Here is a 23,695-nt window from a genome sequence, read left to right as displayed (position 1 = left end):
TAGAGCGAACGCAGGACGCCGCCGACCATGAACAAAAGCGCCGTGATTCTGGCCTCCGCCGCCCTGGTCCTGACCGGACTGGGGGCGGCGGGCTGGGCTGCCTGGAATTCGACTTCGGCGGCGCATGGCGGGCGAGCGTCCGGCCCCGCCGTCGCCATCGACGTCGTGCCGCCCGTCGAACCGGACCTGCCGGTCGGCTCCATCATGGCTGTTGGGGAGTTGCGGGACGGATACGAGCACGACCCCGAACGGCTCGCCGCCCTGCCCGGCGAGGACGAGCCCTATGTCGAAAGCGCCTGGCTGGAGCTGACGCCCGACCTGCCGCCGTTGCCCGAACAGGAAGCGCCGCCGACCATCGTCCGCCCCTCGCCGCCTCCGCCCGCGCAACAGCTGGAACGAGACGACTACGGATTCGGGTTCGATGCGCCTCAGCCCGACTACGCCGCTGAACGCGAGGCGCGTCAGTCGGCGCTCAATGACCCGCCATCGGAAACGCGCCCTACATCGGACAGCGTCTTCTATTGAAAAAGGCCCCGGCGAAACCGGGGCCTTTTCCTTGTCAGCGCATCGTCGTGACAGAGACGGTGTAGTCGCCTTCCTGCGCCGAGCTGAGGCTGTTGGCGCGGAAGGAATAGGAGCCGGGACGCAGATCCTGAGTGACCAGGGCGCTGGTGCCGCCGCCGCTGTCATCGTCAGAGGCCAGGCTGTCGCCGTCGCACTGCGGACCTTCATGGAGCGAGAGATAGGCGTCGAACTGCGCCGAATCCATGCGCACCGACACATTGCCACCACGGCTGACGTTCAGCGCGTAGCAGTCGTAGAAGGAGCCGTCGTCGGCCTGACGATCGCTGGCCTCCAGACGACCCTGACGGCTTTCACCGACCGAGATCGGCACGATCTGAGTGGTCGGGCGCAGGCGCTGGCCTTCCGAGACGCTGAGGCGGAATGCGCCGGTCTGCCCCTCGCTCAGAGTGTTGGCCCGGATGATCCAGTTTCCGCCGTTGGAGACAAAACGCAGTTGCGAGTCCGTACCCATGTCAGGGCCGTCGTCATTCGTCACCGAGGTCTCGTCGCAATCCGTGCCGGCGCCCGCCATCAGGAAGGTGTCGAAGTCCGACGACTGCATGGTCACCGTATAGGCCTGGCCCGCCTGGGTCTGCACCACATAGCAGCGGTAGTGCGACCCGTCGTCCATACGGGCGTCCTTGCTGCTGAAGTTGCCGGTCACGGTCTGCCCAGGCCGGATGGAGCTCTGAGCCGCGGCGGCGCCGGCCAAGATCAGGGAAGACGCGAGGACCGACGTCATCAACAGGGCGCGCATGGGAATCTCCTTGGGTGCGACGCAAAAACGCAGGGGCGAAATGCCCAGCTTATTTGACAGGAAGCAACGGCACTCGTTTCAACGCTGCTAAATTTGAAGCGTTTACGCAAAAACACACGGTTCTCAGCTGCCGAACGGCGAGCTGAAACTGTTCGATGACCGCCTCCGTCGAGACGGTCGCCGCCTGGATCACGCCCGAAGCCATGCCCACGATGTCAGCGCCCAGCCGGATCGCCTTGGCCGCATCCACCCCGTCGCGCACGCCGCCTGATCCGATCAGCAGGGCGTCCGGCAAGGCGTTGCGCGTTTCGGCCAGGGCGCGCGCAGTCGGCACGCCCCAGTCGGCGAAGGCCAGGGCGTGCGCCTTGTCCGCCGGATCGGTCGCCCGCTCGCCTTCGATCAGGCCCCAGTTGGCCCCGCCGGCTCCGGCCACATCCACGCCCGCCGCGCCCATGGCGATCAGACGCTGAGCAGTGACGGCGGAGATGCCCGCGCCCGTCTCCTTGATGATGACCGGCGCGTCCAGATCGCGGATCAGGGCCTGAAGCGCCGCGCCGACGCCCCACCAGTCGCGGTCGCCTTCCGGCTGGCAGGCCTCCTGAAGCGGATTCAGGTGAACAACCAAGGCGTCAGCGCCGATCATGTCCAGCGCCCGGCGCGCCTCGTCCCGGCCGAAACCGCGCGTGAGCTGGGCCGCGCCGATATTGGCCAGGATCGGCGTGTCCGGCGCCTTGAGGCGCAGCGAGAAGTCCAGACCGCCCGCCGCACCGCCTTCCAGCGCCGCCCGCTGCGAGCCGACGGCCAGGGCGATGCCCAGGTGCTGGGCCGCCTCGGCCAGGCGCGCGTTGATCGCCTCGGCGCGCGCGGGGCCGCCGGTCATGGCGCTGATCAGAAACGGCGCCTTCAGCCGTCGCCCCAGAAAGTCGACGCCCAGATCGATGCGCGCATGATCCAGGTCCGGCAGAGCCTCGTGCACGAACCGCCAGTCGTCGAACCCCGCCGACAGGGCGTGACGCCCGCCGCCGGCCAGCACCACGTCCAGGTGCTGGTCTTTCCGGCCCAGGATCAGGGCCGAGGCGGCGGCGTCGTCAGGTTCGCTCAGGGCTGCCGCTCCGTGATCAGCACATAGTCGCCGGTCGAGTTGGAGCCGAAGCTGCGGGCGCGCAGCACATAGGAACCGTCGCGCGGAGCCGTCCAGTTCAGGCGGGCGTGGGTGTCGGACAGGCTGTCGTCGTCCTCTTCCAGCTTGAAGTAGTCGCCGTCCTTCTCCTCGCCGACCTCGACCACAGCGTCGAAGCTGCTGGCGATCAGGGTGAAGCGCAGCTTCTCGTCCGCCTTGGCCTTGAAGTGGTAGGCGTCGTAATAGATTCCTTCGTCGGTGATGCTGGCCCGCTCGGTCAGACGGGCGCGCACGGTGGAGCCGATCAGCAGGCTGCCCGGCGAAGGTTCGCCGCCCAGATCCTGCAACTCCAGCGCATAAAGACCCTTGGCGTCGCGCGACCATGAACGGGCGCGCAGCACATACTCGCCCGTTTCCGGCAGGGTGAAGATCAGACGCGCATCCGTGCCCTGGCCCAGACCGTCGTCGTCGCTGGCGATCTCGCTGAACTCCTCGCCGTTTTCGCCCAGCTGCAGATAGGCGTCGAAATCGCCGGACCGCATCACGGCCTGAATGCGCTGCCCCTCGGTTCCGCTGAAGACGAAGGCGTCGTACCGGCGTCCGTCATCGTCGGTGGCGTCGCTGTCGGTCAGTTCGCCCTCGACCGTCTGGCCGAATGCGATGGCCGAAGGCGGCGGCGGCGGCGCGATTTCCTCGATGTTCAGCGTATAGGGGCCCTCGCCGCTGGAGAAGGCGCGCGCCTCGATCAGGTAATCGCCGTCCTCGGCCAGGGTGTGGGTCAGCCGGGCGTTCAGGTCGCCGGCGCTGTCGTCGTCAGTCGCCAGGCTGTTGTGGTTGGCGTCGAACAGTTCGAGGTAGGTGTCGAATCCGTCGGCTTTCATGGTGATGGCCACGCGCTGACCGGCGCGACCGCTGAAGCGGTACAGGTCGGCCGGAGCGCCGGAATCGCTGGTCGCGCTGTCCGAATTCAAGCGGCCCCGCGTCTCTTCGCCGATCGTCACCGGCGCGGCGGTGGGCGCGGGCGGCCCCTGCTCCATCGACAGGCGGTAATCGCCCTCGGCCGAGCCGTTATAGGAGGTGACGCGGATCAGATACTCGCCCGCCTGCGGCGCCGTGAACACCAGGCGCGCATTGAGGCTGGAGCCGCCGTCGTCGTTCTCGGCCATCTGGACGAAGGCGCCGTTCACGATGCGGCCGACGCGCAGGAAGCTGTCGAAGTCGTCGGACTCCAGGTCGATCTTCACCCGTTCGCCCGCCGAGGCGCGGAAGGCGTAGGCGTCGTAACGCTTGCCGTCGTCATCCTCGGCGCTGTTGCCCCCCAGGCTGCCCGTCTCGTCGCGACCGACAGCGATGCGGCCCGGCCGCGGCATCCGCGGCGCGGCGCGCTCCTTCAGCGACAACTGATAATCACCGATCTCAATGCCGGAGAAGGTGCGGGCCCGCACGATATAGACCCCGGCCTCGGGCGCGGTGAACCGAAGGCGCGCGTTCAGGTCGCCCGCGCTGTCGTCGTCGCTGGCCAGCGGCTGCCGCAGGGAACCTTCAGCATAGACTTCCAGATAGGCGTCGAAATCGTCCGACGTCATCTGGGCCTCCAGCCGCTGACCGGCGCGCAGGTTCACGCGGTAGTCGTCATAGCGATAGCCGTCGCTTCCGCGCGTGCGGGCGTCGCCGTCTTCCAGCCGACCGCGGATGTCATCCCCCAGCCGGGCGTCAGCCGCCGATTGGGCCCAGGCGGCGCCGGTGGACAGAAGAGCGACAGCACTGACCGCCGCGAGCAGGGAATAACGCATAAAAACCTCTTTGCTGGCGTCATCATAGACGCCGAACCGCAGCGCCTGTAAATCGCGGCAACGCTTTCCAGTTCCCGGCAGATGGAGCCAATTATGGCTGTCGAACCCGCCCGCGCCTCGCTGATCGACGGCAAGGCCTTCTCGCAGACCCTGGTGGAGCGCGTCGCAGCGGCCGCCGCACGGCTGGAATCCGCCCACGGCGTCAAGCCGGGCCTGGCCGTCGTCATCGTCGGCGAAGACCCCGCCAGCCAGCTCTATGTCCGCAACAAGGGCGAGACGACGCTGAAGGCCGGGATGCGGTCCGACACCCACCGCCTGCCCGCCGAAACGACTCAGAACGAACTGCTGGCCCTGATCGCATCGCTGAACGCCGATGCAGGCATCCACGGCATTCTGGTGCAGCTGCCCCTGCCCAAGCACATCGATTCGGCCGCCGTGCTGGACGCCATCTCGCCGGACAAGGACGTTGACGGCTTCCACGTCGTCAACGCCGGACGCCTGGCGGTCGGCCTGCCGGGCATGATCCCCTGCACCCCGCTGGGCAGCCTGATGCTGCTAAGGGATCAGTTGGGCGACCTGTCCGGCCTGAACGCCGTGATCGTCGGCCGCTCCAACATTGTCGGCAAGCCGATGGCGCAGCTGCTGCTGGGCGAAAGCTGCACCGTCACCGTGGCTCACTCGCGCACCCGCGACCTGCCCGCCCTGTGCCGCACCGCCGACATCCTGGTCGCCGCCGTCGGTCGCCCGGAAATGATCAAGGGCGACTGGATCAAGCCGGGCGCAACCGTAATCGACGTCGGCATCAACCGCGTCCCATCGCGCGATCCGGTCAAGGCGGCCGAGGGCAAGACCCGTGTGGTCGGCGACGTGGACTTCAACGAGGCGGTCGAGGTCGCCGGCCGCATCACCCCCGTTCCCGGCGGCGTCGGCCCCATGACCATCGCCTGTCTGCTGGCCAACACCTACACCGCCGCCTGCCGCGCGGCGGGCGTCGAGCCGGAAGACCTGAACGGCTGAGATCTGCGTCAAAAATCCAGCCTTGAAGCGGAGCCTTTCGGGCCCGATAGTCTTTAGCGATCAGCGGTCCTGACGACCGCCCGCAGGAGCTTCTTCATGGCTGGATTTTCGCCTCGCATCGCGGCCGTCGCCGCTGTCGTCGTCCTGGCCCCCGCCGTGGGCGCCTGCGGCTACAACACCATTCCGACCAAGCAGGAGCGCGCCGAGGCCGCCTGGGCCGACGTCCAGAGCCAGTATCAGCGCCGCGCCGACCTGGTGCCGAACCTGGTCGCCACAGTCCAGGGCGCGGCCATTCAGGAACGCACCACCCTGACCCAGGTGATCGAGGCCCGCGCCAAGGCCACCAGCGTCAACATCGACGCCTCCAACCTCGATGACGCCGCCGCCTTCCAGCAGTATCAGCAGGCTCAGGGCGAGCTTTCCAGCGCTCTGTCGCGGCTGCTGGTGACGGTCGAGGCCTATCCTCAACTTCAGGCCAACCAGAACTTCCTGACCCTGCAATCGCAGCTGGAAGGCACCGAAAACCGCATCGCCGTGGCGCGCCGCGACTACAATGAGGCCGTGCGCGACTACAACACCACCCTGCGCACCTTCCCGAACGTGATCTGGGCCAAGACCCTGCACGGCGGTTCCAAGCCCATGCAGTTGTTCACCGCCACGGCCGAGGCTCAGTCCGCGCCCAGCGTGAACTTCGACCTGGGCGCCCAGCCCGGCGGCGGCGCGCCTGCGACCGCGCCCGGCGCCGCGCCCGGATCGACGCCGCCTGCGGCTGCGCCGGCCCCGGCGGCGCAGTAAGCCTGAAATGAACCCTTCCGCCCTCTCCCCGAGGGAAGGCGCGGCGCGGGGCCTGCTCCCCGCGCTGTTGCTGGGCCTCGTCCTATGGCTGGCCGCCCTGCCCGGCGCCGGCCTGGCCGCCGAAATCAAGTTTCCGGCGCTCACCGGCCGCGTGGTCGATGACGCCCAACTGCTGACGCCCGAACAGGAACAGGCCCTGACCGGCAAGCTGGCGACGCTGGAGCAGCAGACCGGCGACCAGTTGGTCGTCGTCACCCTGCCCTCGCTTCAGGATCAGGAGATCGAGGACTTCGGCTATCAGCTGGGTCGTCACTGGGGCATCGGGCAGAAGGAAAACGACGGCGGCGCCCTGCTGATCGTCGCGCCGAACGAGCGCAAGGTGCGCATCGAGGTCGGCTATGGGCTGGAGGGCGTGCTGACCGACGCCTATTCCTCGCTCATCATCCGCAACGACATCCTGCCGGCCTTCCGTCAGGGCGACTACGCCGCCGGCATCATCACCGGGACTGACGCCATCATCGCCCAGCTGACCGCCGATCCGGCCGAAGCCCAGGCGCGCGCCGAAGAGGCCAAGAGCGCGGCGACCGCGACGACCAAACCGGTCCTGCCCGCCATCGTCATCCTGTTGGTGTTCGCCTTCATCTTCTTCAGCATGATCGGCGCGGCGGCGGGCGGCCGCAAGCGGCGCGGGCGCGGCGACGGCCTGTCGCCCATCCTGATCTGGGCCGCCAGCGAGGCTCTGCGCAACCGCGACGACGATGATCGCGGCGGCTGGGGCGGCGGCGGAGGCGGCTTCGGCGGCGGTGGTTTCGGCGGAGGCGGCGGCGGCTTCGGCGGAGGCGGCGGCGGCTTCGGCGGCGGCGGCGCCTCGGGGGGATGGTGATGCAGTTCACGAACGACGACCACGCACGGGTGGCCCAAGCCATCGCCCAGGCCGAGGCGGACACCTCCGGCGAGATTTTCTGCGTCGTGGCGCGGCAGGTGTCGTCCTATCGCGACGTCAGCCTGGGTTGGGCGGCGGCGGCGGCCTTGCTGCTGCCGCTGGGCCTGATCCCGCTCGGCTTCAACGGCGACTGGCTGACCTTCGGCGGCGGTTGGGAGGCCGCCCACGCCCCCGCCGCCTCGGCCGAGATCGGGCGCGCCCTGACGGCCTATGGCCTGGTGCAGGCCGGCGTCTTCCTGGCCGTCTTCCTGTTGTCGCTGATCCCGGTCGTGCGCAGGCTGCTGACGCCCGCCGCCCTGCGTCGCACGCGCGTTCGCCGCGCCGCGATGCAGCAGTTCCTGGCCCACGGCCTGCACGTCACCGAGGCGCGCACCGGCGTCCTGATCTTCGCCGCCCTGGCCGATCATCAGGTCGAGGTCGTGGCCGACGAGGGCATCCATTCCTGCGTCAGTCCCGAAGTCTGGGCCGACGCCGTGGCCGCCCTGACCGGCGCCCTGCGGCGTGACCGGCCGGTCGAAGGCTTTGAACAAGCCATCACCCTGTGCGGTCAGGTTCTGGCGGAACGCTTTCCGCCCAAGCCCGCTGATAAAAACGAGATCCCCGACAAGCTGGTTGTCATCTAGTCCGGCTATCAGGATCGCTATCGGGGCCTCGCGACCGCCGCATTGAGGCGCGACAGTCGCTGCGATCGCAGGCAAGGAATTCATGCCGAGACTTCTGACCTACAACGTCCATCGCTGCGTCGGCGTCGACCGCAAGCTGGACGTGCATCGCATCGCCGACGTCATCGCCGAACACGAGCCGGACGTCGTCTGCCTGCAGGAGCTGGATGTCGGCCGCGCCCGCACCGGCTGGGTCGACCAGGCCGACGCCATCGCCCAGCGCCTGGCCATGAGCGTGCAGTTCCACCCCGCCATGAAGGTCGAGGCCGAACTTTACGGCGACGCCATCCTGACCCATCGACCCGAGCGTCTGGTGCGCGCCGCCGCCCTGCCCGCCCTGCCCGGCCTCAAGGGGCTGGAGCCGCGCGGCGCCCTGTGGTCGGCGGTCGATTTCGACGGCGTGGTCGTCAATATCCTGAACACCCACCTGGGTTTGGTTCCGCGTGAGCAGCGGCTTCAGGTCGCGGCCCTGGTCGGCCGGGACTGGCTGGGTGATCCGATGTGCGACGGACCGACCATCCTGACCGGCGACTTCAACGCCACCTCCATCACCCGCCCCTATCAGGCCCTGACCCGGCGGCTGGACGACGCCCAGCGGCGGCTAGGGCTGAAGCCCTCGATCAAAACCTTCCCGTCCAGCTTCCCAGCCATCCGGATCGACCACTGCTTCGTCAGCCGCGAAATCCGGGTGACCGGCGCGCGCGCGCCGTCATCGCCTCTGGCGCGAACCGCTTCGGACCACCTGCCGCTGATCATCGACTTCGAGATCGATCAGCCCAAGGGTCAACCCGGCGCCTGACCGCCCTCTGACCTGGGCCGAGTGCGGTGCGAGCGGTTCAGCCGTTTCCACGGCCGCCAGGCGTCGGTGGAAGACATCGGATCGCCGAACTGCCACTCGGCGAACATCCGCTCCACCCGCGTCGGCTCGGTCGCGCCCAGCGGCTTCATGCGCTCATGACCGAAGGTCTGAATCGCCTGACCGACTGAACCCAGCAGCGTCTCAGCCTCAGCAAAGGCGTCGCCGGACACGCCGATGAAATGGCCGAGAGAGTGCCGGCGGAAACGCTGGATCACCTCGCTCTGCGCTTCCGTCTCAGCCTCGACCGAAACGTCGCATTCCGTATCCAGCCCCATCGAGCGGTTGTTCAGATTGCTGGACCCGATCCGCAGCAGCTTGTCGTCGATAATACTCATCTTGGCGTGGACGATGATCCGTTCGCCCTCGTCCGTCACCGGATAGAAGGCGGTGAAACGATCATGCCGGTCCGCCTGCTCCAGCCGATACAGAACCTCGGCCCGCGCCGTATCCATGGTCATGCCGTCGAACCAGCTGGGGCTGCGCCCGGTCGAGACCAACACCACCTCCGGCCCGTCCGGTTCGGCCAGGCGCTCGGCCAGCGCCGCCGCCAGCAGGGGCGAGGTGAAGTACTGGTTCTCCATATAGATGAGCGAGCGCGCCCGCCGGATGGCCTCCAGATGCAGGGCCTCGTTTTCGCGAACCTCGGGTCGACCGCGCACCTGAGGCTCTGTGCGGGAGATCCCGACCGACACCTGCGTCAGCGCGGGCGCCACGCGCTCCGGCCATGAATCCGCGCATTCAGCCGTGATCGGCGCGATCACCTCGCCGGTGGCCCGCCTCCAGCGCTCACGCGCCAGTTCGCCCAGAGCCTGCGCGGCCGGGCCGTCCATCACGCACATGACTTCGTGCCTCGGCGCCGGAATGACGCCCGTCGGCTCGCAGCGGCGCGGGTCGCCCGAGAAATGCTCTTCGGTGTCCCAGCGGTCGGTCGAGATGTCGCCGCCGCCGCAGAAGGCGATCTGGTTGTCGATCACCACCACCTTCTGATGGTGGCAAGCGCCCAGTATGCCCGGCCCGTCCAGTCGAAACTCCACGATCCGGCGCCGAAACCACCTCTGGGCCTTGTGCGGATAGAAGCCCTGCGATGCGGCGATCAGCAACGGCGAACGCCAGATCAGCAGGCGCACGTCCAAATCGGGCTTCTGACGCACCAGAGCCTTCAACTGATGGCCGATCTCGGCGCGCCGATCGGTCAATGGCCCCTCGGGGTCCAGGCGCGTGCGCGGATCGAACTGCCAGCCGAGAATCAGGATGGAGCGTTCGGCCTTGTGCAGCGCCGACGCCAGGGCGTCGAAATAGGCCTTGTTTTCCATCAAGGGGGCGAACCGATGCGCCTTTGCGGACCGCCACACTGCGGTGGCCGTCTCCAGCAGGCTGCCCTCATAGAACTGGTCTGCTCGCATACCCCCCGCAATGGCTGATTCGCGTGACGGCCGGACGGGCCTCCTGATCTCACTCAGACGCCGATGAGGTCGGATCGTTCCATTTTCGCATCAATCGGGTCAATGGCGCCGCTTCATCTGTTCGCCGCATTGTCGCCCGAAGATGTTTCTGGCATACTGTGAATATGCAAGCTTTGATCGAGATGCTGGCTGGTTTGATCGCCCTGCTCGCCGCAGCGGCGTTGTCGCAATTCGGCGTCGATATGAAAGCGCCGCAAAAGTCGGACCGCGAGATTCAACGGGTGCAGGATTGCGGCGATACAAAGCCCGCAACCACCGTCCACCTGACCGCTCCCTCGTCCTGCTGATCCACAGATCACCTTGATCCGCGTCGGCAAACGGCGATCTAATCCGCGCTCGAGCCTTTTCGCCTTACGATCCAGCCGTTAGGGTCCATGCCTTGCGCCCTTCGCCGCCTATCCTGGCGATCAGTGATCGAGACCGACGCCCATGAAATCCCGCCATCGGCCGCCGCTCAATCTGACCGACCCCGAGCCCGTCTCCACTGAGACGGAGGCCTCGCTCACGCCCGAAGCGGCCGAGACCCCTGACGAAGCGACGCCAGAGGCCGGCTTGCAGCCGCTGCCTGACGCACCCCAGCGCCCCATGTCCGAGCGCCAGCGTCGACGCCTGGCGGAACAGCAGGCGCTGGCCGAAGAACGCGCCGCCGAAGCCGAAAAGGCCGCGCGCGCCCTGTCGCCGTTCGCTGAGTCCGCCGACACCCCGCCCGCTACGGTCGCGCCCATCTCGCCGCCGGCCAAGACCTCGGCCAAGCGCAAGGGCAAGAGCGCGGGTTCAAACGGCGCCGCCAACGCCTATCTGATCGCGGGCTTGGCCTCCGCCCTATGGGTCGGCGGCTTGGCCTCCTGGTTCGCCTATGAACTGGGCTCGGGGATGATGGAGATCGATCCGCTGCGCCTGGCGGTCTACGCCCTGATCCTGCTGGCGCCGGTGGGGCTGTCCGTCCTTCTGGCCCATGCCGTGCGCCAGGGTGCGGGTCTCGCCCAGGAGACGAAGCGCGCGCGGGAAATGGCTGACGCCCTGGTGGGACCGACCGCCCTGGCCGCCAATCAGGCCGGGCATGTGCTGAACACCCTGCGCGAAGACATCGACCGCGCCGCGCAATCGGCCGAGCGCGCTCGCGGCGACCTGGCCTCCCTGCGCGAGGCCCTGGTCAAGGAATCCAACCTGCTGAACGAGGCCGCCGAACTGGCCGGGGGTACGGCGCGGCGCCTTGCCGAACAACTGTCGCACGAACGCGAGCAGATGGGCGTTCTGGGCGGCAAGCTGGAAGGCCAGGCTTCAGCGGTTGTCGAAACGGTTGAGCGTCAGTCGCGCATGGTGGCCGACGCCTCCGACCTGGCCCAGACCCAGCTGCGTGAGGCCGAGGCCGCCCTGGCCGCTCGCGCCGCCGACCTGGCCGCCGCCGCCAACGAAGCCCAGGAAGCCGCTCGCGCCGCCTCTGACGATCTGGCCCGCCAGACCCTGCGGCTGGAGACGGCCGGCTCCGGCGTCGCCGAACAGATTCAATCCGTCGAGGAAGGCCTGGGCCAGCAACGCGCCGCCCTGGTCACGGCCGCCTACGCCCTGCGCACCGATCAGGAAGACTTCTCGGCCCAGATCGAGAGCCAGCGCGCCCAGCTTCTGGACCACCTGTCCCAGACCCGCACCGCCGCCGACGACCTGAACCAGCGCGGCGATGAGGCCGCCGCCGCCATCAAGGCCCAGGTCGAGGCCGTGGTCGACCAGTTCAAGGCCCTGGTGGAGATGTCCCAGCGCGAGGCCGACGGCTTCGACCACGCCACCAAGCTGTCGCTGGATCGCTTTGAAAGCCTGGCCGCTGAGTCCCGCGACCTGCTGGTCGAGGAGACCCGCCGTTCGCTGGAGGCGCTTCAGGCCACGGCCGACGAACAGCGCGCCGCCGCTCAGGCCGCGATCGAACAAGCCCAGATCCGCGCCGACCGCCTGGGCGAATCCCTGTTCGACGCCGCCCAGAAGGCCGATGAGGCGGCCGAAGCGCGGATCGACGGCGCCCGCCGCATCGTCGCCCAGACGGCCGACATGGTCGATCTGACCGGGCAGAAGCTGGTCGACAGCCTTCAGGCGACCCTGGCCCAGGTCACGGACGCCCTGGTTTCGGTCGAACAGGCCGTCGCCGAAATGGATCAACGCGCCGCCCGCCTGCCCGACGAGGCCCGCGCTCGCGTCGAATCCGTGCGTCTCAGCGTCGAGGAGGGCCTGAACGCCCTGACCGCCGCCTCGCGCAAGGCGGCCCAGGACACCGAGGCCCTGGACGCCGGGTTCCAGGATCGCGTGCGTCGCAACTATGAAATGTTGACCGAGGCTGTGCGCCTGATGGGCGCTGTCTCCGCCGAGGGCGGCCAGCCGCGCCGCCGCCCGACGACCGTCCCCGCCTCGCGCGAGGTCGCGCCCGCGCCTGAGCCCCGGCCGACGACGGCGCCGGGTCTCGCGTCCAGCGTGACTTCTGGCCTGCGGGGCCGCATGCGCCCGGAACACCCGGTCGAATCCGAGATCGAGCCGATCCCCACGGCCCCGACGCCGCCGCACACGCCTGAGGCGCCCCATGCCGAGCCGACTCGCATCGGAGACGCGCTCAGCTGGCGCGATCTGGTTCAACCGGAACCGGCGCCCGCCGCGCCCGCCGCCCCATTGGAGCTGAACGCCGCCATCGGCACGCCTGAAGAGATCGACGCCCTGGCTGGACGCGTCACCTCGGCCATCCGGCGTATGGGCGTCGATCCCAACGCTCTGCTGCCCCGGCCTCGCGTAGAGGAGGCCGCGCAGGCCTTCGCCGGTCACGACCCGGCGCGAGCGCGTCAGATCGTCCGCCGCGTGGCGCCGGCCGCCGTCCGCAGCGTCTCTCGCCGGGTGCTGAGCGACGACGCCCTGCGCGCCGACGCCGAGGCCTATGTCCGCGCCTTCGCCCATGGGCTGAAGCTCCAGGCGGAACGCGGCGACGCCGAGGACGTGCAGATGCGGCTGGCGACCGACGAGGGCCGCGCCTTCATGTTGCTGGACGCAGCCGTAGGCGACCTGAGCTGACCGCCTCGCCCTTTCATCACGCCATCGCGGCGCCGGTCAGGCTTAACCTGACGCCGCATTTCAAAGCACCGTTCACGCTGCGGCGCGCCACGACGGCGCTAGAGGGGGTCTATTTCCTTTGATGGGTCTGGATTCCAACGGCCGTCCTGATCGACGCCCCGTCATCTCCATCTGCGCCTGGTCACCGTCCTATCGGGCCTGGGATCCCGTCGAGGATCTGTCCGGCGAGCCCTGGAACCCGCCCGGCGCGCGCACCCTGGCCACGCCTGGCGACGCCTCGGCCGAAGCCCTGGCTGAAACCCTGACGGGCTTGCTGTCGCGCGGCGAATGCTCGGCTCTTTTGCTGGTCGGACGCACCGTTCACGCCGGTCCGATCCGGGTGCAGATGCGCGCCGAAAACCGCCGTCTGGGCGAACCGGGACGCCTGGACAGCACCGGTCCCAGCATCGCGCGCGTCACGGCGCCGGTCGCCGACATCCTGCGCGACCTGGCGGAGGCCGGGGTCTCGGCCATCGCCGACTCTGACGCTGAAGAGGATGCGGGAAGCTATATCCTGTATCGCATTCTGGCGGACCTGCCTGACAGCCTGGAATCTCCCTCCATCGGCCTGCTGCGGATTCCTGACGGCGAGAGCGAAAACACGGTCCGGACGGCGGTCAAGACGGCCGCCTCGGCCATGGCGCGTCGCCTAGCGCCCCTGCCCCGCTCAAACGTGGCCTGACGCCGCTTCCTTCGACCGCACCCACAGGCCGACCAGCCCCCCGGTCAACGCCAGCGCCGCCATGGCCAGGTAAGCCTTCAGCCCGACGGCGTCATACAGCGGCCCGCTGCCCAGGGTCGCCAGACCGATCAACACCCCGGCCGACAGAGCCGAGCTCAAGGTCTGGGCGGCGGTGTGGCTGTCCGGCGGACACAGGCGGTCGACGATCTGCACCCCCGCCAGATAGGTGGCGGCGAAGGTCAGGGCGTGCAGCATCTGCAACGGGATCAGCATCCACAGCGGCGGGGCGAAGGCCATCAAGCTCCAGCGCAAGACCGCCGCCCCAGCGCCGATGAACAGCATGGTCCACGGGCCGATGCCGATGCGGCGACGCCACGGCTCGATCCACCACATGAAGCCGATCTCGACCACGACAGAAAAGGCCCACAGCATCCCCGTCACGCTCTCGGCCAAGCCCTGCGCGCGCCAGCTGATGGCCGAAAAGCCGTAGTAGAAGGCGTGCGTCGCCTGCACCGCGCCGATCGAGAAGATCGCCGCCATAAAGACCGGGCGGCGCAACAGCCGCCCCAGCCCCTGAAATCGCTCCAGCTTCGATACAGGACCGCCTTCAGACACAGGCTCGGCCGGCAGGACGCGCCAGGCCGTGACCGCGATCAGCAAGGAGGCGGCGACCGCCCAGAAAATGACGGCGTCCGAAGACACGCGCGTCAGCAGCGCCCCCATGACCAGATTGGCGACGACGAAGGCCGCCGAGCCGCACCCGCGCGGCAGCGAGAAGGCGAATCCTTCCCGCCCCGCGACGCGCAGGGTCATCACGTCGCTGAGCGGAATCAGGGCCGCCGCCGCCGTCGCGCCCAGCAGCCAGAACAGCGCCCAGAGGACAAAGCCCTCGACCAGACCCGCCCCGCCGTAGCCGACCGCCATGACCAGCCCCAGAAGGGCGATGGGCGTTCGCCGCAGCACGAAACCGTCGGCCCAGACCGCCAGCAGCGGCCCTGTCACCGCCCGCGCCAGCATGGGGATGGCCAGCAGGGCGCCGATCTGGGCGCCGCTCAGCCCCTGATCACGGAACCATAGGCCGGCGAACGGCAGGGTCACGCCGCTGGCGCTGAACAGCAGGACATATTGCAGCGCCATGCGCGATGCGGCTTTCATCGGCGGGCGATAGCAGACTTCGGGGTTTTTGTGGTCTAGACATTAGACATGAGCCCTGACCGCAAACTGCTCGCTTTCGCCGGTTTCAACGGCGCCATGGCTGTCGCTTTGGGCGCCTTCGCCGCTCACGGCGCCGCACCCGCCGTCAAAACCCTGCTGACCACGGGCGGTCACTATCAGATGGTGCACGCCGTCCTGGCCGCCGCCCTGGCGTTGTTCGGTACGAACCGCTTGTTGAGCCTGGCCGGATGGCTGGCTAGCACGGGCGGACTGATCTTCTGCCTGGCCCTGGCCATGATTGGGCTGTTGAGCCTGCCGGTCATGGGCGCGGTGGCGCCGGTCGGCGGCGCGCTGATGATCGCCGGATGGGCCCTGCTGATCTTCGCCGCCTTCCAGTCCAATCCCCCCAAGGCCTGACCGCTTCAGACCTGACCGATCCTTTTCTCAGAAGGGCATCTCTCGTGACCAACACTGCGCGCCGCGACCTCTACCCGGAAATCGAAGCCTACGCCTCGGGCTGGATGGCGACCGACAGCGTCCACGAGATCTACTACGAGGAAAGCGGCAATCCCCACGGCGTGCCGGTCATCGTCCTGCACGGCGGCCCCGGCGGGGCGGTCAATCCGGGGATGCGGCGCTATTTCGATCCGGCCAAATACCGCATCGTCATGTTCGACCAGCGCGGTTGCGGTCTGTCGCGGCCGAACGCCTCGCTTGAGAACAACACCACCTGGGATCTGGTCGCCGATATCGAGCGCCTGCGCGAGATGCTGGGCATCGACAAATGGGTGGTCTTCGGCGGCTCCTGGGGTTCGACCCTATCGCTGACCTACGCCATCAAGCACCCGGAACGGTGCCTGGCCCTGCTGCTGCGCGGCATCTTCCTGCTGACGAAGAAGGAGTTGCACTGGTTCTATCAGGACGGCGCCTTGATGATCTTCCCCGACGCTTGGGAGCGTTTCCTGGCCCCCATCCCCGAGGCCGAGCGCGGCGACCTGATGGCCGCCTACTACAAGCGCCTGACCGGCGACGACGTCGAGGAGCGCAACCGCTGCGCCGTGGCCTGGGCGACCTGGGAAGGCGAGACCGTCAGCATCCAGGGCCCGTCAGGCAAGCCGGACAAGTTCGCCGATCCCGACTTCGCCGTGGCCTTCGCCCGCATCGAGAACTGGTACTTCACCAACGGCGGCTTCTTCGACAGCGAGCACTGGATCCTCGAGAACATCGAGACCATCCGCCATATCCCCTGCTGGATCGCGCAAGGGCGCTTCGACGTGGTGACGCCGATCTCGGGCGCCTGGTCCCTGCACCGCGCCTGGCCTGAGGCCAAGCTGGACATCATCGGCGACGCCGGCCACGCCTCCAGCGAGCCCGGTATCATCGACAGCCTGATCCGCGCCACCGACTGGGCGGCGACGCTCTAAGCGTCACAGGGGCGTTCAGGGGCTATTTCGGATTGGTCTTTTCGACCATTTCGCTGAGCTGGAAGCCGATGCGGCGCGCCTCGCGCTCCTCCGGCTTCTTCATGGCGCTGAGCACCACATTGATCTGGCTGTAGTGCTGGATCAGGCGCACCGGCTTGCCGTCGGCGTTCCGGCCGAAGAACATGATCAGGTCCGGGCCCCAGAAGCCCACGTCCATGACCTGCATGGCCCCATCGCCCGGCAGGCCGACGACCCGCGCGCCGATCTCCTCGTCCTTGTCTAGGTTGGCCTCGAACTCCTCGATCAGCTTGGACAGGCGCACGAAGGCCCACTCGGCCGGGTTGTCGCGCATCCGCAACCCCTCGGCCTGGACCGCCGCCTCATTCTTCGGATCAGCCAGAACGGGTTGCGGACAGGGCGTGTCGCCGCAATCGGAGAACATGGCCGGATCGGCCTTTGGGATGTCGGCGGCTTCGGTGTCGGGCGTCTGAACAGTCATGACGACAGCCTAACGCTCGTACACGCGATTAGAACAGCCCCTGGCCCTTCGGCAGTTCGACATAGCGATGCACCCGCATCGACAGGATCAGGCCGAAGCCGATCATCACCGTCATCATGGTCGAGCCGCCATAGGACAGCAGCGGCATGGGCACGCCCACGACCGGCGCCAGCCCCATCACCATCGCCCCGTTGATCAGCACGAACAACGCCAGGAAGGCCGTCATGCCCGCCGCGCTGATCCGACCGAAATGGCTGTGCGACAGGGCCGCGATCCGCAGCGAGATCAGGATCAGCGCGACATAACAGGCCAGGACAGTGAAAGAGCCCAGGAAGCCGAACTCTTCGGAAACCGTCGAGAAGATGAAGTCCGTATGGCGTTCCGGCAGGAACTCCAGCTGGCTCTGACTGCCCAGGCCATAGCCCTTGCCCATCAGGCCGCCGGAGCCCAGGGCGATCTTCGACTGGATGATGTTGTAGCCAGTGCCGGAGGGGTCGGCTTCCGGGTTCAGGAAGGTCAGCACGCGGTTGCGCTGATAGTCATGCATCACGAACATGACGAAGGGCGGAATGACGGCCACGGCGGCGGCCACGGCGGCGGCAATGACGCGCCAGCTCAACCCCGCCATGAACATGACGGCGGCCCCGGTCAGGCCGATGATCATGGCCGAGCCGAGGTCTGGCTGCTTGGCGACCAGCAGGAAGGGCACGCCGATCATCCCCACGGGGATCAGCAGCTTCCATGACCAGCGCGCCTCCTGCGCCGAATGGCCGTGATACCAACGCGCCAGGGCCAGAACCAAGCCGATCTTGACGAACTCCGCCGGTTGGATGCGGGTGAACCCCAGGTTCAGCCAGTTCTTGGCCCCGCCCGCTGTATAGCCCAGCGGCGTGAACTCGATCATCAGCACCAGCACCAGCAGCACGCCGTACAGCGGATAGGCCGCATGGAACCACCACTTGGGGTGAACCATGGCCATGCCGATCATGGCGACCAGCAAGACGCCGAAACGGATCAGATGCTTGGCCGCCCAGGGCTGCCAGTGGCCGCCCGCGATGGAATACAGCATGGCCGTGCCGATCCCGGCCAGGATGCACAACAGGCCGATGACGCGCCAATCCAGCTCAGCAAACTTGCTGGACAGGCGGTCGCGTTCGCCGGGACGCGTCAGGGCGGATGCGGTCATTGTCCGGGCTCCGTCAGGGGCGGCGGCGCGACGCCGTCGACGCCGGCGCCGTCGACCGGCTCGCCTCGCGCCTCGGCCTCGCGCGCGCCGGCGTCCTCCTGCGCCTCAAAGCCTGCCGATTCGATGCGGGCGCGGATTTCGGGATCCTTCAGCAGGGCGACCTTCATCACCTCGCGCGCGCGCGGCGCCCCGGCCGTGCCGCCGCCCAGGCCGCCGTGCTGAACGATGACCGAGACGGCGTAACGCGGATTATCCGTCGGCGCATAGGCCACGAACAGGTTGTGGTCCTTCTGATTCCAGGGCCGCCCTGCGCCCTTGCGTGAGCCGGAGCCGTAGTTGCGAGCCTGGGCCGTACCGGTCTTGCCAGCCATCTTGACCGTGCCAAGACCTAGCTGGCTGTTGCGGAAGCCCGTGCCTCCGGCCGCCGTCACCGCTTCCATCCCGTCGCGCAGAACCTGCAGCATCTGAGGGTCATAGGGCAGGTCGGCGAAGGCGCTGCCGCCCTGCTCCACCCCGCCGATCGACTTGATCAGGCGCGGCGACACCGCCTTGCGGCCGTTGGCGACACGCGCCGTATAGACCGCCAGTTGCAAGGCGTTCACCGTCAGGGCGCCCTGACCGATGCCGTAGCTGGGATTCTCGCCCGGATACCATTTCGCATCGCCGCGCACCGGGTTCTTGCGACGCCATTCGCGGTCCGGCACCAGGCCCGCCTTCTGACCGGGAATGCCGATATCGAAAGTTTGACCGAAGCCCATGTCCCGCGCGGTCTCGGCGATGGCGTCCGGCCCCATCTCCGTCGCCAGGGTCATGAAGTAGACGTTGCAGGACGCCTTGATGGCTCCGCGCAGATCCAACGCCCCATGCCGCCCCAGGCAGGCGAACCGGCGCCCCAGATAGAAGCTGCCGTTGCAGAAGATGCGGCGGCTGGGGTCCAGCCCGCGCTTCATCGCCGCCAGCCCGACGATCGGCTTGAACGTCGACCCCGGCGCGAAGGTGCCGCTCAACGCCTTGTCGGTCAGCGGTCGACGTTCATAGTCGGCCAGGGCGCGATAGATCTTGGTCGGGACGCCCGACACGAACAGGTTGGGATCGAACGAAGGCGACGACACCATGGCCAGGATATCGCCGTTGCGAACGTCCATGACGACGATGCTGCCCGCCTCCTCGCCGAACACCTCCAGCGCGCGCTGCTGGACGTCGTTGTCCAGCGTAAGCACCACCTCGGCCCCCTGAACCGCTGGACGCGATCCGGCGATGTCCTCGGCCACGACGCGGCCGCGCGCATTGACCTCGACCCGCTTGCCGCCTTCGACGCCGCGCAAATCCTGATCCAGCGATTGTTCAATGCCTTGTCGGCCGATACGGAAACCGGGGTTGAACAGGATGGACGGCGGCTGTTCGCCCTTGTCGCGGATCGCCTGCACGTCGCGATCCGACACCTTGGCCACATAGCCGACCACATGGGCGTAGGCGCCGCCGTGCGGGTAATAGCGGGCCTCGTTCATGTCAGCCATGACGCCGGGCAGTTCCGCCGCGTGCAGATTGACCTTGGAGAACTCCTCCCAGGTCAGGTCGCTCTTGACCGGGATCGGCGAGAAACGCGGCGCGGCGTTGACCTCGCGGATGATGGTGCGACGGCGCTCCAGGGTGTCGGGCAACAGTTGACCCAGCAGGTCCAGCGTCTGGTCCAGATCCTTGGTCTCGTCGCGAACGACCAGGACGCGGAAGCTGGGCCGGTTCCCGGCGATGACCACGCCGTTGCGGTCCTTGATCAGGCCGCGCGGCGGCGGCACCTGGCGGAAGTTGAACTGGTTGCGCGTCGCCAGGGTGGCGAACTCTTCCGACTTGAAGAGCTGCAGATGCGCCAGGCGCCCGACCAGGGCCAGCCCGCCCACGACCGTCGCCCCGCCCAGCAACATGGTGCGCCGCAGGAAGGAGCCCTGCCGCTCGTTCACATCGGAAAAGAAGATATGCGGTTCGCTGCTCATCGGAATCGCACGTCCGCGTCGTCGAAGCGCTCGATCAGCCAGTCAGCCAGAGGGAAGAGCAGAAGCGTCGGGATCATCTGCCCCATAACAGCCAGCAGATTGGGAGCATTCCCAAGGCTGCCGCGCGTCACGAAATAGGCGACCGCGAAGGCCAAGCCCGTCGAAGCGACATAGAGGGCGAACAGGACGATCGTCGCCTGCCCCGCAAGGTACTTCGACGCCAGCAGCATCGCGCCATAGATCAGCAGCAGGCTCAGCGCCCACATCCCCGTCTGGCCACCCCAGAAGAAGTCGAGGAACACGCCCAGACCGAACAGCACCGCCGGCGCCAGCATGGACGGACGGATCAGCGGCCAGGCGAAAGCCAGAACCATGGGCCAGACCGGCTCGGGCAGGGTCAGGCCGAACAGGCGCAGCGGGATGGCGAACAGGATGGTGGCGGCCGCGGCGATCAGCGCCGGGTAGCCGATCCACTGCATCGGACCGACCATCCGCACGGTGATCGTCCGTCTCACTCGCGGCCTCCGTCAGGCGCGGTTGGCGTCTGGGCCTGCGCCGAAGGTTGCGGCGGCGTGGCGGCGGTCGGCCGGGGCGCGGCGGGACGCGGCGTCGGCTGGGCCTGAGGCGGCATCGCAATCGCGGGCGCAACCGGCGTCGGAGGCGGCGCGGCGTTGGCGGCGCGGACGCGCTCTGCGGCGGCCTGTGCGGCGGCGGCGCGGCGCGTGGCCATGTCCTGAATGGCGGCGGCCTGGGCGGCGTTCGGGGGCGGTGCCGTGTTCAGACTGGCCAAGGGGGCTGCGTTCAGGGCGTTCTGATCCGCCAGCTGGCTGAAATCCTGGAACAGCAGGACGCGCACATAGTCGATAGCCGTGCGGTCGCTGTAGAGCTTGACCCGCCACGAGCCGTCCACGCCCTTGGCCACGACGCCGACCGGCAGGCCGCGCGGGAAACCGCCGCCGTCGCCCGAGGTCAGGATGCGGTCGCCTTCCTGCACCGAGCCCTGCCCGCGCACATAGTCGAGGCGCGGACTGCGGCTGCCGTCGCCGGTCAGCATGGCGCGAGCGTCGGTGCGCTCCACCATGACCGGAATGCGCGAGGCCACGTCGGTCAGCAGCACCATGCGGCTGTGTGCGCCAGAAACGCCCGAGATGCGGCCGACCAGGCCGTGCTCGCTCAGCACCGGATTGCCCACGCGCACGCCCTTGCCCGCGCCGACGTTCAGCAGGCGCGACCGGGCGAACGGGCCGCGCGCGTCGGTGATGGCGCGTCCGGCCGTCATGGCGATGGGCGGCTCGGTCTGCAGGCCCAGCAGTTGTTCGTAGCGGGCGTTGAGGTTCTTCAGCGCCAGGGCGTCGTCGCGCCAGGCGCTCATCTCCGCCAGTTCGCGGCGCAGGCGGCGGTTCTCCGACACGGCGAAGAAATAGCCTTTGACGTAATCCACGGCGTCGCCGCCCCAGCGGACCGGCGCGGCGAGAACCCCGCCCGTGGTTCCGGCGGCGCTGTCGAATGCGGCGCGCGCGGGCTCCAGGTCGTCAGCCGCCGGTTGCGGCCGATCGGCGAGCAGAAGCATGACCGCAGCGACGATTCCGCCGACGACCATGACCGCGGCCGTCCAGGCCAGCGGCACCTTCAGATTCTCGAACGGTCCGTCGCGAAACGCCACGGCCAGCCTTCCTGCTAGAGCTTAGGAATCGGCGGGCTCAAAGCCCGCCGAAGGCGTGAGCCTGTCACAGAAATCCGCCCCTTTTCAGGAATGCGGCGCCTGCGGCAGGCCGATCAGTCTCAGAGCGACGACTCGAGGACGCCCTTCATCCACGACGGGTGCTCCAGCACCTTGCCGCAGCCGATGGCGACGCACGACAGCGGATCGTCCGCCACCTGCACCGGCAGGCCCGTGTGGTCGCGGATCTCGGCGTCCAGGCCGCGCAGCAGAGCGCCGCCGCCCGTCAACATGATGCCCTTGTCGGCGATGTCGGCGGCCAGTTCCGGCGGCGTGGCCTCCAGGGCGACCTTCACGGCCTCCACGATCTGCGAGACCGGCTCGGCCAGGGCTTCGGCCGCCTGACGCTCGCTCATCTTCACTTCGCGCGGCACGCCCTGCATCAGGTCGCGGCCCTTGACCTCGATCGACAGGCCTTCGCCGTCGGCCGGGATACGGGCGGTGCCGATGTCCTTCTTGATGCGCTCGGCGGTCGTTTCACCGATCAGCAGGTTATGGTTACGGCGCATATAGGCGATCAGGGCGTCGTCCATCATGTCGCCGCCGACGCGGACCGAACGCGAATAGACGATGCCCGACAGCGACAGCACGGCCACTTCGGTCGTGCCGCCGCCGATGTCGACGACCATCGAGCCGGTCGGCTCGTGGATCGGCAGGCCGGCGCCGATCGCAGCGGCCATCGGCTCGTCGATCAGGCCGACGCGGCGGGCCGAGGCGTTCAGGCAGGAATCATTGATGGCGCGGCGTTCGACGGCCGTGGCGCCCGACGGGACGCAGACGATCATCTTGGGGTTCACGAAGCCCTTGCGGTTGTGAACCTTGCGGATGAAGTGCTTGATCATCTCCTCGGCGACTTCGAAGTCGGCGATGACCCCGTCGCGCATCGGACGGATGGCTTCCATGTGGCCGGGGGTGCGGCCCAGCATCTGCTTGGCTTCCAGGCCGACGGCGTGGACGATCTTGCGGCCGCCGACGTTACGCAGGGCGACGACCGACGGCTCGTTCAGGACGATCCCCTTGCCGCGCATGTAGATCAGGGTGTTGGCCGTCCCCAGGTCCATTGCGATGTCATTGGAAATCATGCCGAAGAGGGGTGAAAGCATGGGCGTCGGTACCGCTTTAGTTCGGGCCTGCAAGGGCGTGAATTTCATTCGTCCGCTGTGGCGACGCCCTACCCCCGCTTCACGTTGAACGCAAAGCTGTCCTGACCGTCTTCGCCGAGCCGACTACAGGCCCGTTTGCCCTCATGCCGCAGGGATTGCAAGCGCCTATGACTCCTCGATCACAGGCTTGTCACGGCAAGGCTTGAAAGCCTTTCCGCTCAAGCTTTCCAGCCCCGCTTGCGGGTTCGCGGCTCAGACCGCCGTGATGCCCTCGGCATGGAGCACGCGCTGCACGGCCGGGCGCGATTGCACCAGGTCCAGATGGGCGTTCAGCTTCGGAAAGCGCGCCTTGTCCAGCAGGCCCGCCTGACGCGCCCAGCGCGTGAAGACCAGCAGATAGCCGTCCGCCAGCGAATGATCTTCGCCCATGACCCACGGACCGGTCAGCAGATGATTCTCGGCCAGGTCGTATTTTTCCAGCGCGATCCGCACGGCCTCGTCCTTCGCCTCGCCTTCCAGCGGCGGCTTGGAGAACAGCGCCTTGCCGATCGCCGGGTGCAGCGACGACGCCAGCCAGCCGTTGAAGGCCTGCATCCGCGCAAACTCGAACGGATCGTTCAGATCGGCCAACTGGGCGTGCGGATGGGTCTGAGCGACATAGGCCAGGATCGCCGTGTTCTGGGTCAGCACCCCCTTGGGCGTCTGCAGGGCCGGGGTCACGCCCGCAGGGTTGATCGCCAGATATTCCGGCGTGCGCTGCTGGCCGGCGCGCAGGTCGATCTTCTCGATCACATAGTCTGCGCCCGCCTCTTCCAGGCCGATGTGCGAAGCGACGGCGCAGGCGCCCGGCGAATAATAGAGCTTCAGCATCGTCGTTCTCC

Annotated in this window: 23 protein-coding genes; 11 read left to right on the top strand and 12 right to left on the bottom strand. The window is 68.0% G+C overall.

Features of this window, described 5'->3' with window-relative positions:
• Window positions 1-27: 27 nt before the first annotated feature.
• Window positions 28-525 (top strand): hypothetical protein, encoded by a 498-nt coding sequence (locus ACU5AP_RS07645; protein ID WP_128719962.1) that lies wholly within the window; start codon window positions 28-30, stop codon window positions 523-525.
• Window positions 526-559: 34 nt separating this feature from the next.
• On the opposite strand, the gene ACU5AP_RS07640 is transcribed toward ACU5AP_RS07645, so the two are convergent.
• From ACU5AP_RS07640 to ACU5AP_RS07630, 3 genes are read right to left on the bottom strand one after another with little or no spacing between them, the layout of a single operon-like run.
• Window positions 560-1,321, bottom strand: coding sequence for a hypothetical protein (locus ACU5AP_RS07640; RefSeq protein WP_046653500.1), 762 nt, complete (start codon window positions 1,319-1,321; stop codon window positions 560-562).
• 49 nt (window positions 1,322-1,370) lie between these two features.
• A complete protein-coding gene (gene fni, locus ACU5AP_RS07635; protein WP_198478774.1) occupies window positions 1,371-2,384 on the bottom strand; it encodes a type 2 isopentenyl-diphosphate Delta-isomerase in 1,014 nt (337 codons plus the stop codon).
• A gap of 35 nt (window positions 2,385-2,419) precedes the next feature.
• Window positions 2,420-4,234, bottom strand: coding sequence for a PPC domain-containing protein (locus tag ACU5AP_RS07630; RefSeq protein WP_446681017.1), 1,815 nt, complete (start codon window positions 4,232-4,234; stop codon window positions 2,420-2,422).
• A gap of 93 nt (window positions 4,235-4,327) precedes the next feature.
• On the opposite strand from ACU5AP_RS07630, the gene folD reads away from it, so the two are divergent.
• The 5 genes from folD (at window position 4,328) to ACU5AP_RS07605 (ending at window position 8,450) form a co-directional block, all read left to right on the top strand.
• The gene (folD, locus tag ACU5AP_RS07625) at window positions 4,328-5,251 is read left to right on the top strand and encodes a bifunctional methylenetetrahydrofolate dehydrogenase/methenyltetrahydrofolate cyclohydrolase FolD (RefSeq protein ID WP_128719960.1); all 924 of its coding nucleotides are present in this window, start codon (window positions 4,328-4,330) and stop codon (window positions 5,249-5,251) included.
• 96 nt (window positions 5,252-5,347) lie between these two features.
• Window positions 5,348-6,046, top strand: coding sequence for a LemA family protein (locus tag ACU5AP_RS07620; protein ID WP_128116133.1), 699 nt, complete (start codon window positions 5,348-5,350; stop codon window positions 6,044-6,046).
• 7 nt (window positions 6,047-6,053) lie between these two features.
• Window positions 6,054-6,929, top strand: coding sequence for a TPM domain-containing protein (locus ACU5AP_RS07615; RefSeq protein ID WP_128719958.1), 876 nt, complete (start codon window positions 6,054-6,056; stop codon window positions 6,927-6,929).
• Window positions 6,929-7,612: a TPM domain-containing protein gene (locus ACU5AP_RS07610; protein ID WP_307723783.1), complete on the top strand. Its 684-nt coding sequence runs from the start codon at window positions 6,929-6,931 to the stop codon at window positions 7,610-7,612. Before ACU5AP_RS07615 ends, ACU5AP_RS07610 begins: the two co-directional genes overlap by 1 nt.
• 82 nt (window positions 7,613-7,694) lie before the next feature.
• Window positions 7,695-8,450 (top strand): endonuclease/exonuclease/phosphatase family protein, encoded by a 756-nt coding sequence (locus ACU5AP_RS07605; RefSeq protein ID WP_446681016.1) that lies wholly within the window; start codon window positions 7,695-7,697, stop codon window positions 8,448-8,450.
• Here ACU5AP_RS07605 and ACU5AP_RS07600 read toward each other — a convergent pair.
• Complete coding sequence (locus ACU5AP_RS07600; protein WP_446681015.1) at window positions 8,435-9,913, bottom strand: phospholipase D-like domain-containing protein; 1,479 nt, start codon at window positions 9,911-9,913, stop codon at window positions 8,435-8,437. The two genes, ACU5AP_RS07605 and ACU5AP_RS07600, sit on opposite strands and share 16 nt — an antisense overlap.
• Before the next feature lie 164 nt (window positions 9,914-10,077).
• On the opposite strand from ACU5AP_RS07600, the gene ACU5AP_RS07595 reads away from it, so the two are divergent.
• The 3 genes from ACU5AP_RS07595 (at window position 10,078) to ACU5AP_RS07585 (ending at window position 13,736) form a co-directional block, all read left to right on the top strand.
• The gene (locus tag ACU5AP_RS07595; RefSeq protein ID WP_046653508.1) at window positions 10,078-10,260 is read left to right on the top strand and encodes a hypothetical protein; all 183 of its coding nucleotides are present in this window, start codon (window positions 10,078-10,080) and stop codon (window positions 10,258-10,260) included.
• A gap of 142 nt (window positions 10,261-10,402) precedes the next feature.
• The gene (locus tag ACU5AP_RS07590) at window positions 10,403-13,015 is read left to right on the top strand and encodes a tipN (protein WP_446681014.1); all 2,613 of its coding nucleotides are present in this window, start codon (window positions 10,403-10,405) and stop codon (window positions 13,013-13,015) included.
• 121 nt (window positions 13,016-13,136) lie between these two features.
• The gene (locus tag ACU5AP_RS07585) at window positions 13,137-13,736 is read left to right on the top strand and encodes a hypothetical protein (RefSeq protein ID WP_046653510.1); all 600 of its coding nucleotides are present in this window, start codon (window positions 13,137-13,139) and stop codon (window positions 13,734-13,736) included.
• Here ACU5AP_RS07585 and ACU5AP_RS07580 read toward each other — a convergent pair.
• Window positions 13,722-14,891 carry an MFS transporter gene (locus tag ACU5AP_RS07580; RefSeq protein ID WP_128719953.1) on the bottom strand — a complete coding sequence of 390 codons (1,170 nt, stop codon included), beginning with the start codon at window positions 14,889-14,891 and terminating at the stop codon, window positions 13,722-13,724. The genes ACU5AP_RS07585 and ACU5AP_RS07580 overlap by 15 nt on opposite strands.
• A 48-nt stretch (window positions 14,892-14,939) precedes the next feature.
• Between ACU5AP_RS07580 and ACU5AP_RS07575 the strand changes: the two genes are divergently transcribed.
• Entirely contained in the window at window positions 14,940-15,308 is a 369-nt protein-coding gene (locus ACU5AP_RS07575; RefSeq protein ID WP_088411590.1) for a DUF423 domain-containing protein, read from the top strand.
• 44 nt (window positions 15,309-15,352) lie between these two features.
• Window positions 15,353-16,315: a prolyl aminopeptidase gene (pip, locus tag ACU5AP_RS07570; RefSeq protein WP_128719952.1), complete on the top strand. Its 963-nt coding sequence runs from the start codon at window positions 15,353-15,355 to the stop codon at window positions 16,313-16,315.
• Between the two features lie 22 nt (window positions 16,316-16,337).
• Here the strand turns inward: pip and ACU5AP_RS07565 are convergent, their stop codons facing one another.
• The 7 genes from ACU5AP_RS07565 to ACU5AP_RS07535 all read right to left on the bottom strand — a co-directional run bounded on the left by ACU5AP_RS07565 (window position 16,338) and on the right by ACU5AP_RS07535 (window position 23,684).
• A complete protein-coding gene (locus ACU5AP_RS07565) occupies window positions 16,338-16,814 on the bottom strand; it encodes a DUF6173 family protein (protein ID WP_003164693.1) in 477 nt (158 codons plus the stop codon).
• A 28-nt stretch (window positions 16,815-16,842) separates the two neighbouring features.
• A complete protein-coding gene (gene rodA / locus ACU5AP_RS07560) occupies window positions 16,843-18,000 on the bottom strand; it encodes a rod shape-determining protein RodA (protein ID WP_046653517.1) in 1,158 nt (385 codons plus the stop codon).
• On the bottom strand, window positions 17,997-19,991 hold the full coding sequence (mrdA, locus tag ACU5AP_RS07555) for a penicillin-binding protein 2 (protein WP_446681013.1): 1,995 nt from the start codon (window positions 19,989-19,991) through the stop codon (window positions 17,997-17,999). Before mrdA ends, rodA begins: the two co-directional genes overlap by 4 nt.
• Window positions 19,988-20,482, bottom strand: a complete 495-nt coding sequence (locus tag ACU5AP_RS07550) for a hypothetical protein (protein ID WP_003164690.1) — start codon at window positions 20,480-20,482, stop codon at window positions 19,988-19,990. Before ACU5AP_RS07550 ends, mrdA begins: the two co-directional genes overlap by 4 nt.
• Window positions 20,483-20,502: 20 nt before the next feature.
• Window positions 20,503-21,654: a rod shape-determining protein MreC gene (gene mreC, locus ACU5AP_RS07545; RefSeq protein ID WP_446681012.1), complete on the bottom strand. Its 1,152-nt coding sequence runs from the start codon at window positions 21,652-21,654 to the stop codon at window positions 20,503-20,505.
• 119 nt (window positions 21,655-21,773) lie between these two features.
• A complete protein-coding gene (locus ACU5AP_RS07540; protein WP_003164688.1) occupies window positions 21,774-22,814 on the bottom strand; it encodes a rod shape-determining protein in 1,041 nt (346 codons plus the stop codon).
• Window positions 22,815-23,066: 252 nt separating this feature from the next.
• The gene (locus ACU5AP_RS07535; protein WP_112999283.1) at window positions 23,067-23,684 is read right to left on the bottom strand and encodes a glutathione S-transferase family protein; all 618 of its coding nucleotides are present in this window, start codon (window positions 23,682-23,684) and stop codon (window positions 23,067-23,069) included.
• Window positions 23,685-23,695 lie beyond the last annotated feature (11 nt).

This window comes from Brevundimonas sp. RM1, from assembly GCF_052907225.1.
Note: the sequence above shows the minus strand (reverse complement) of the source record. Positions and strands in the feature narration are given on the sequence as shown.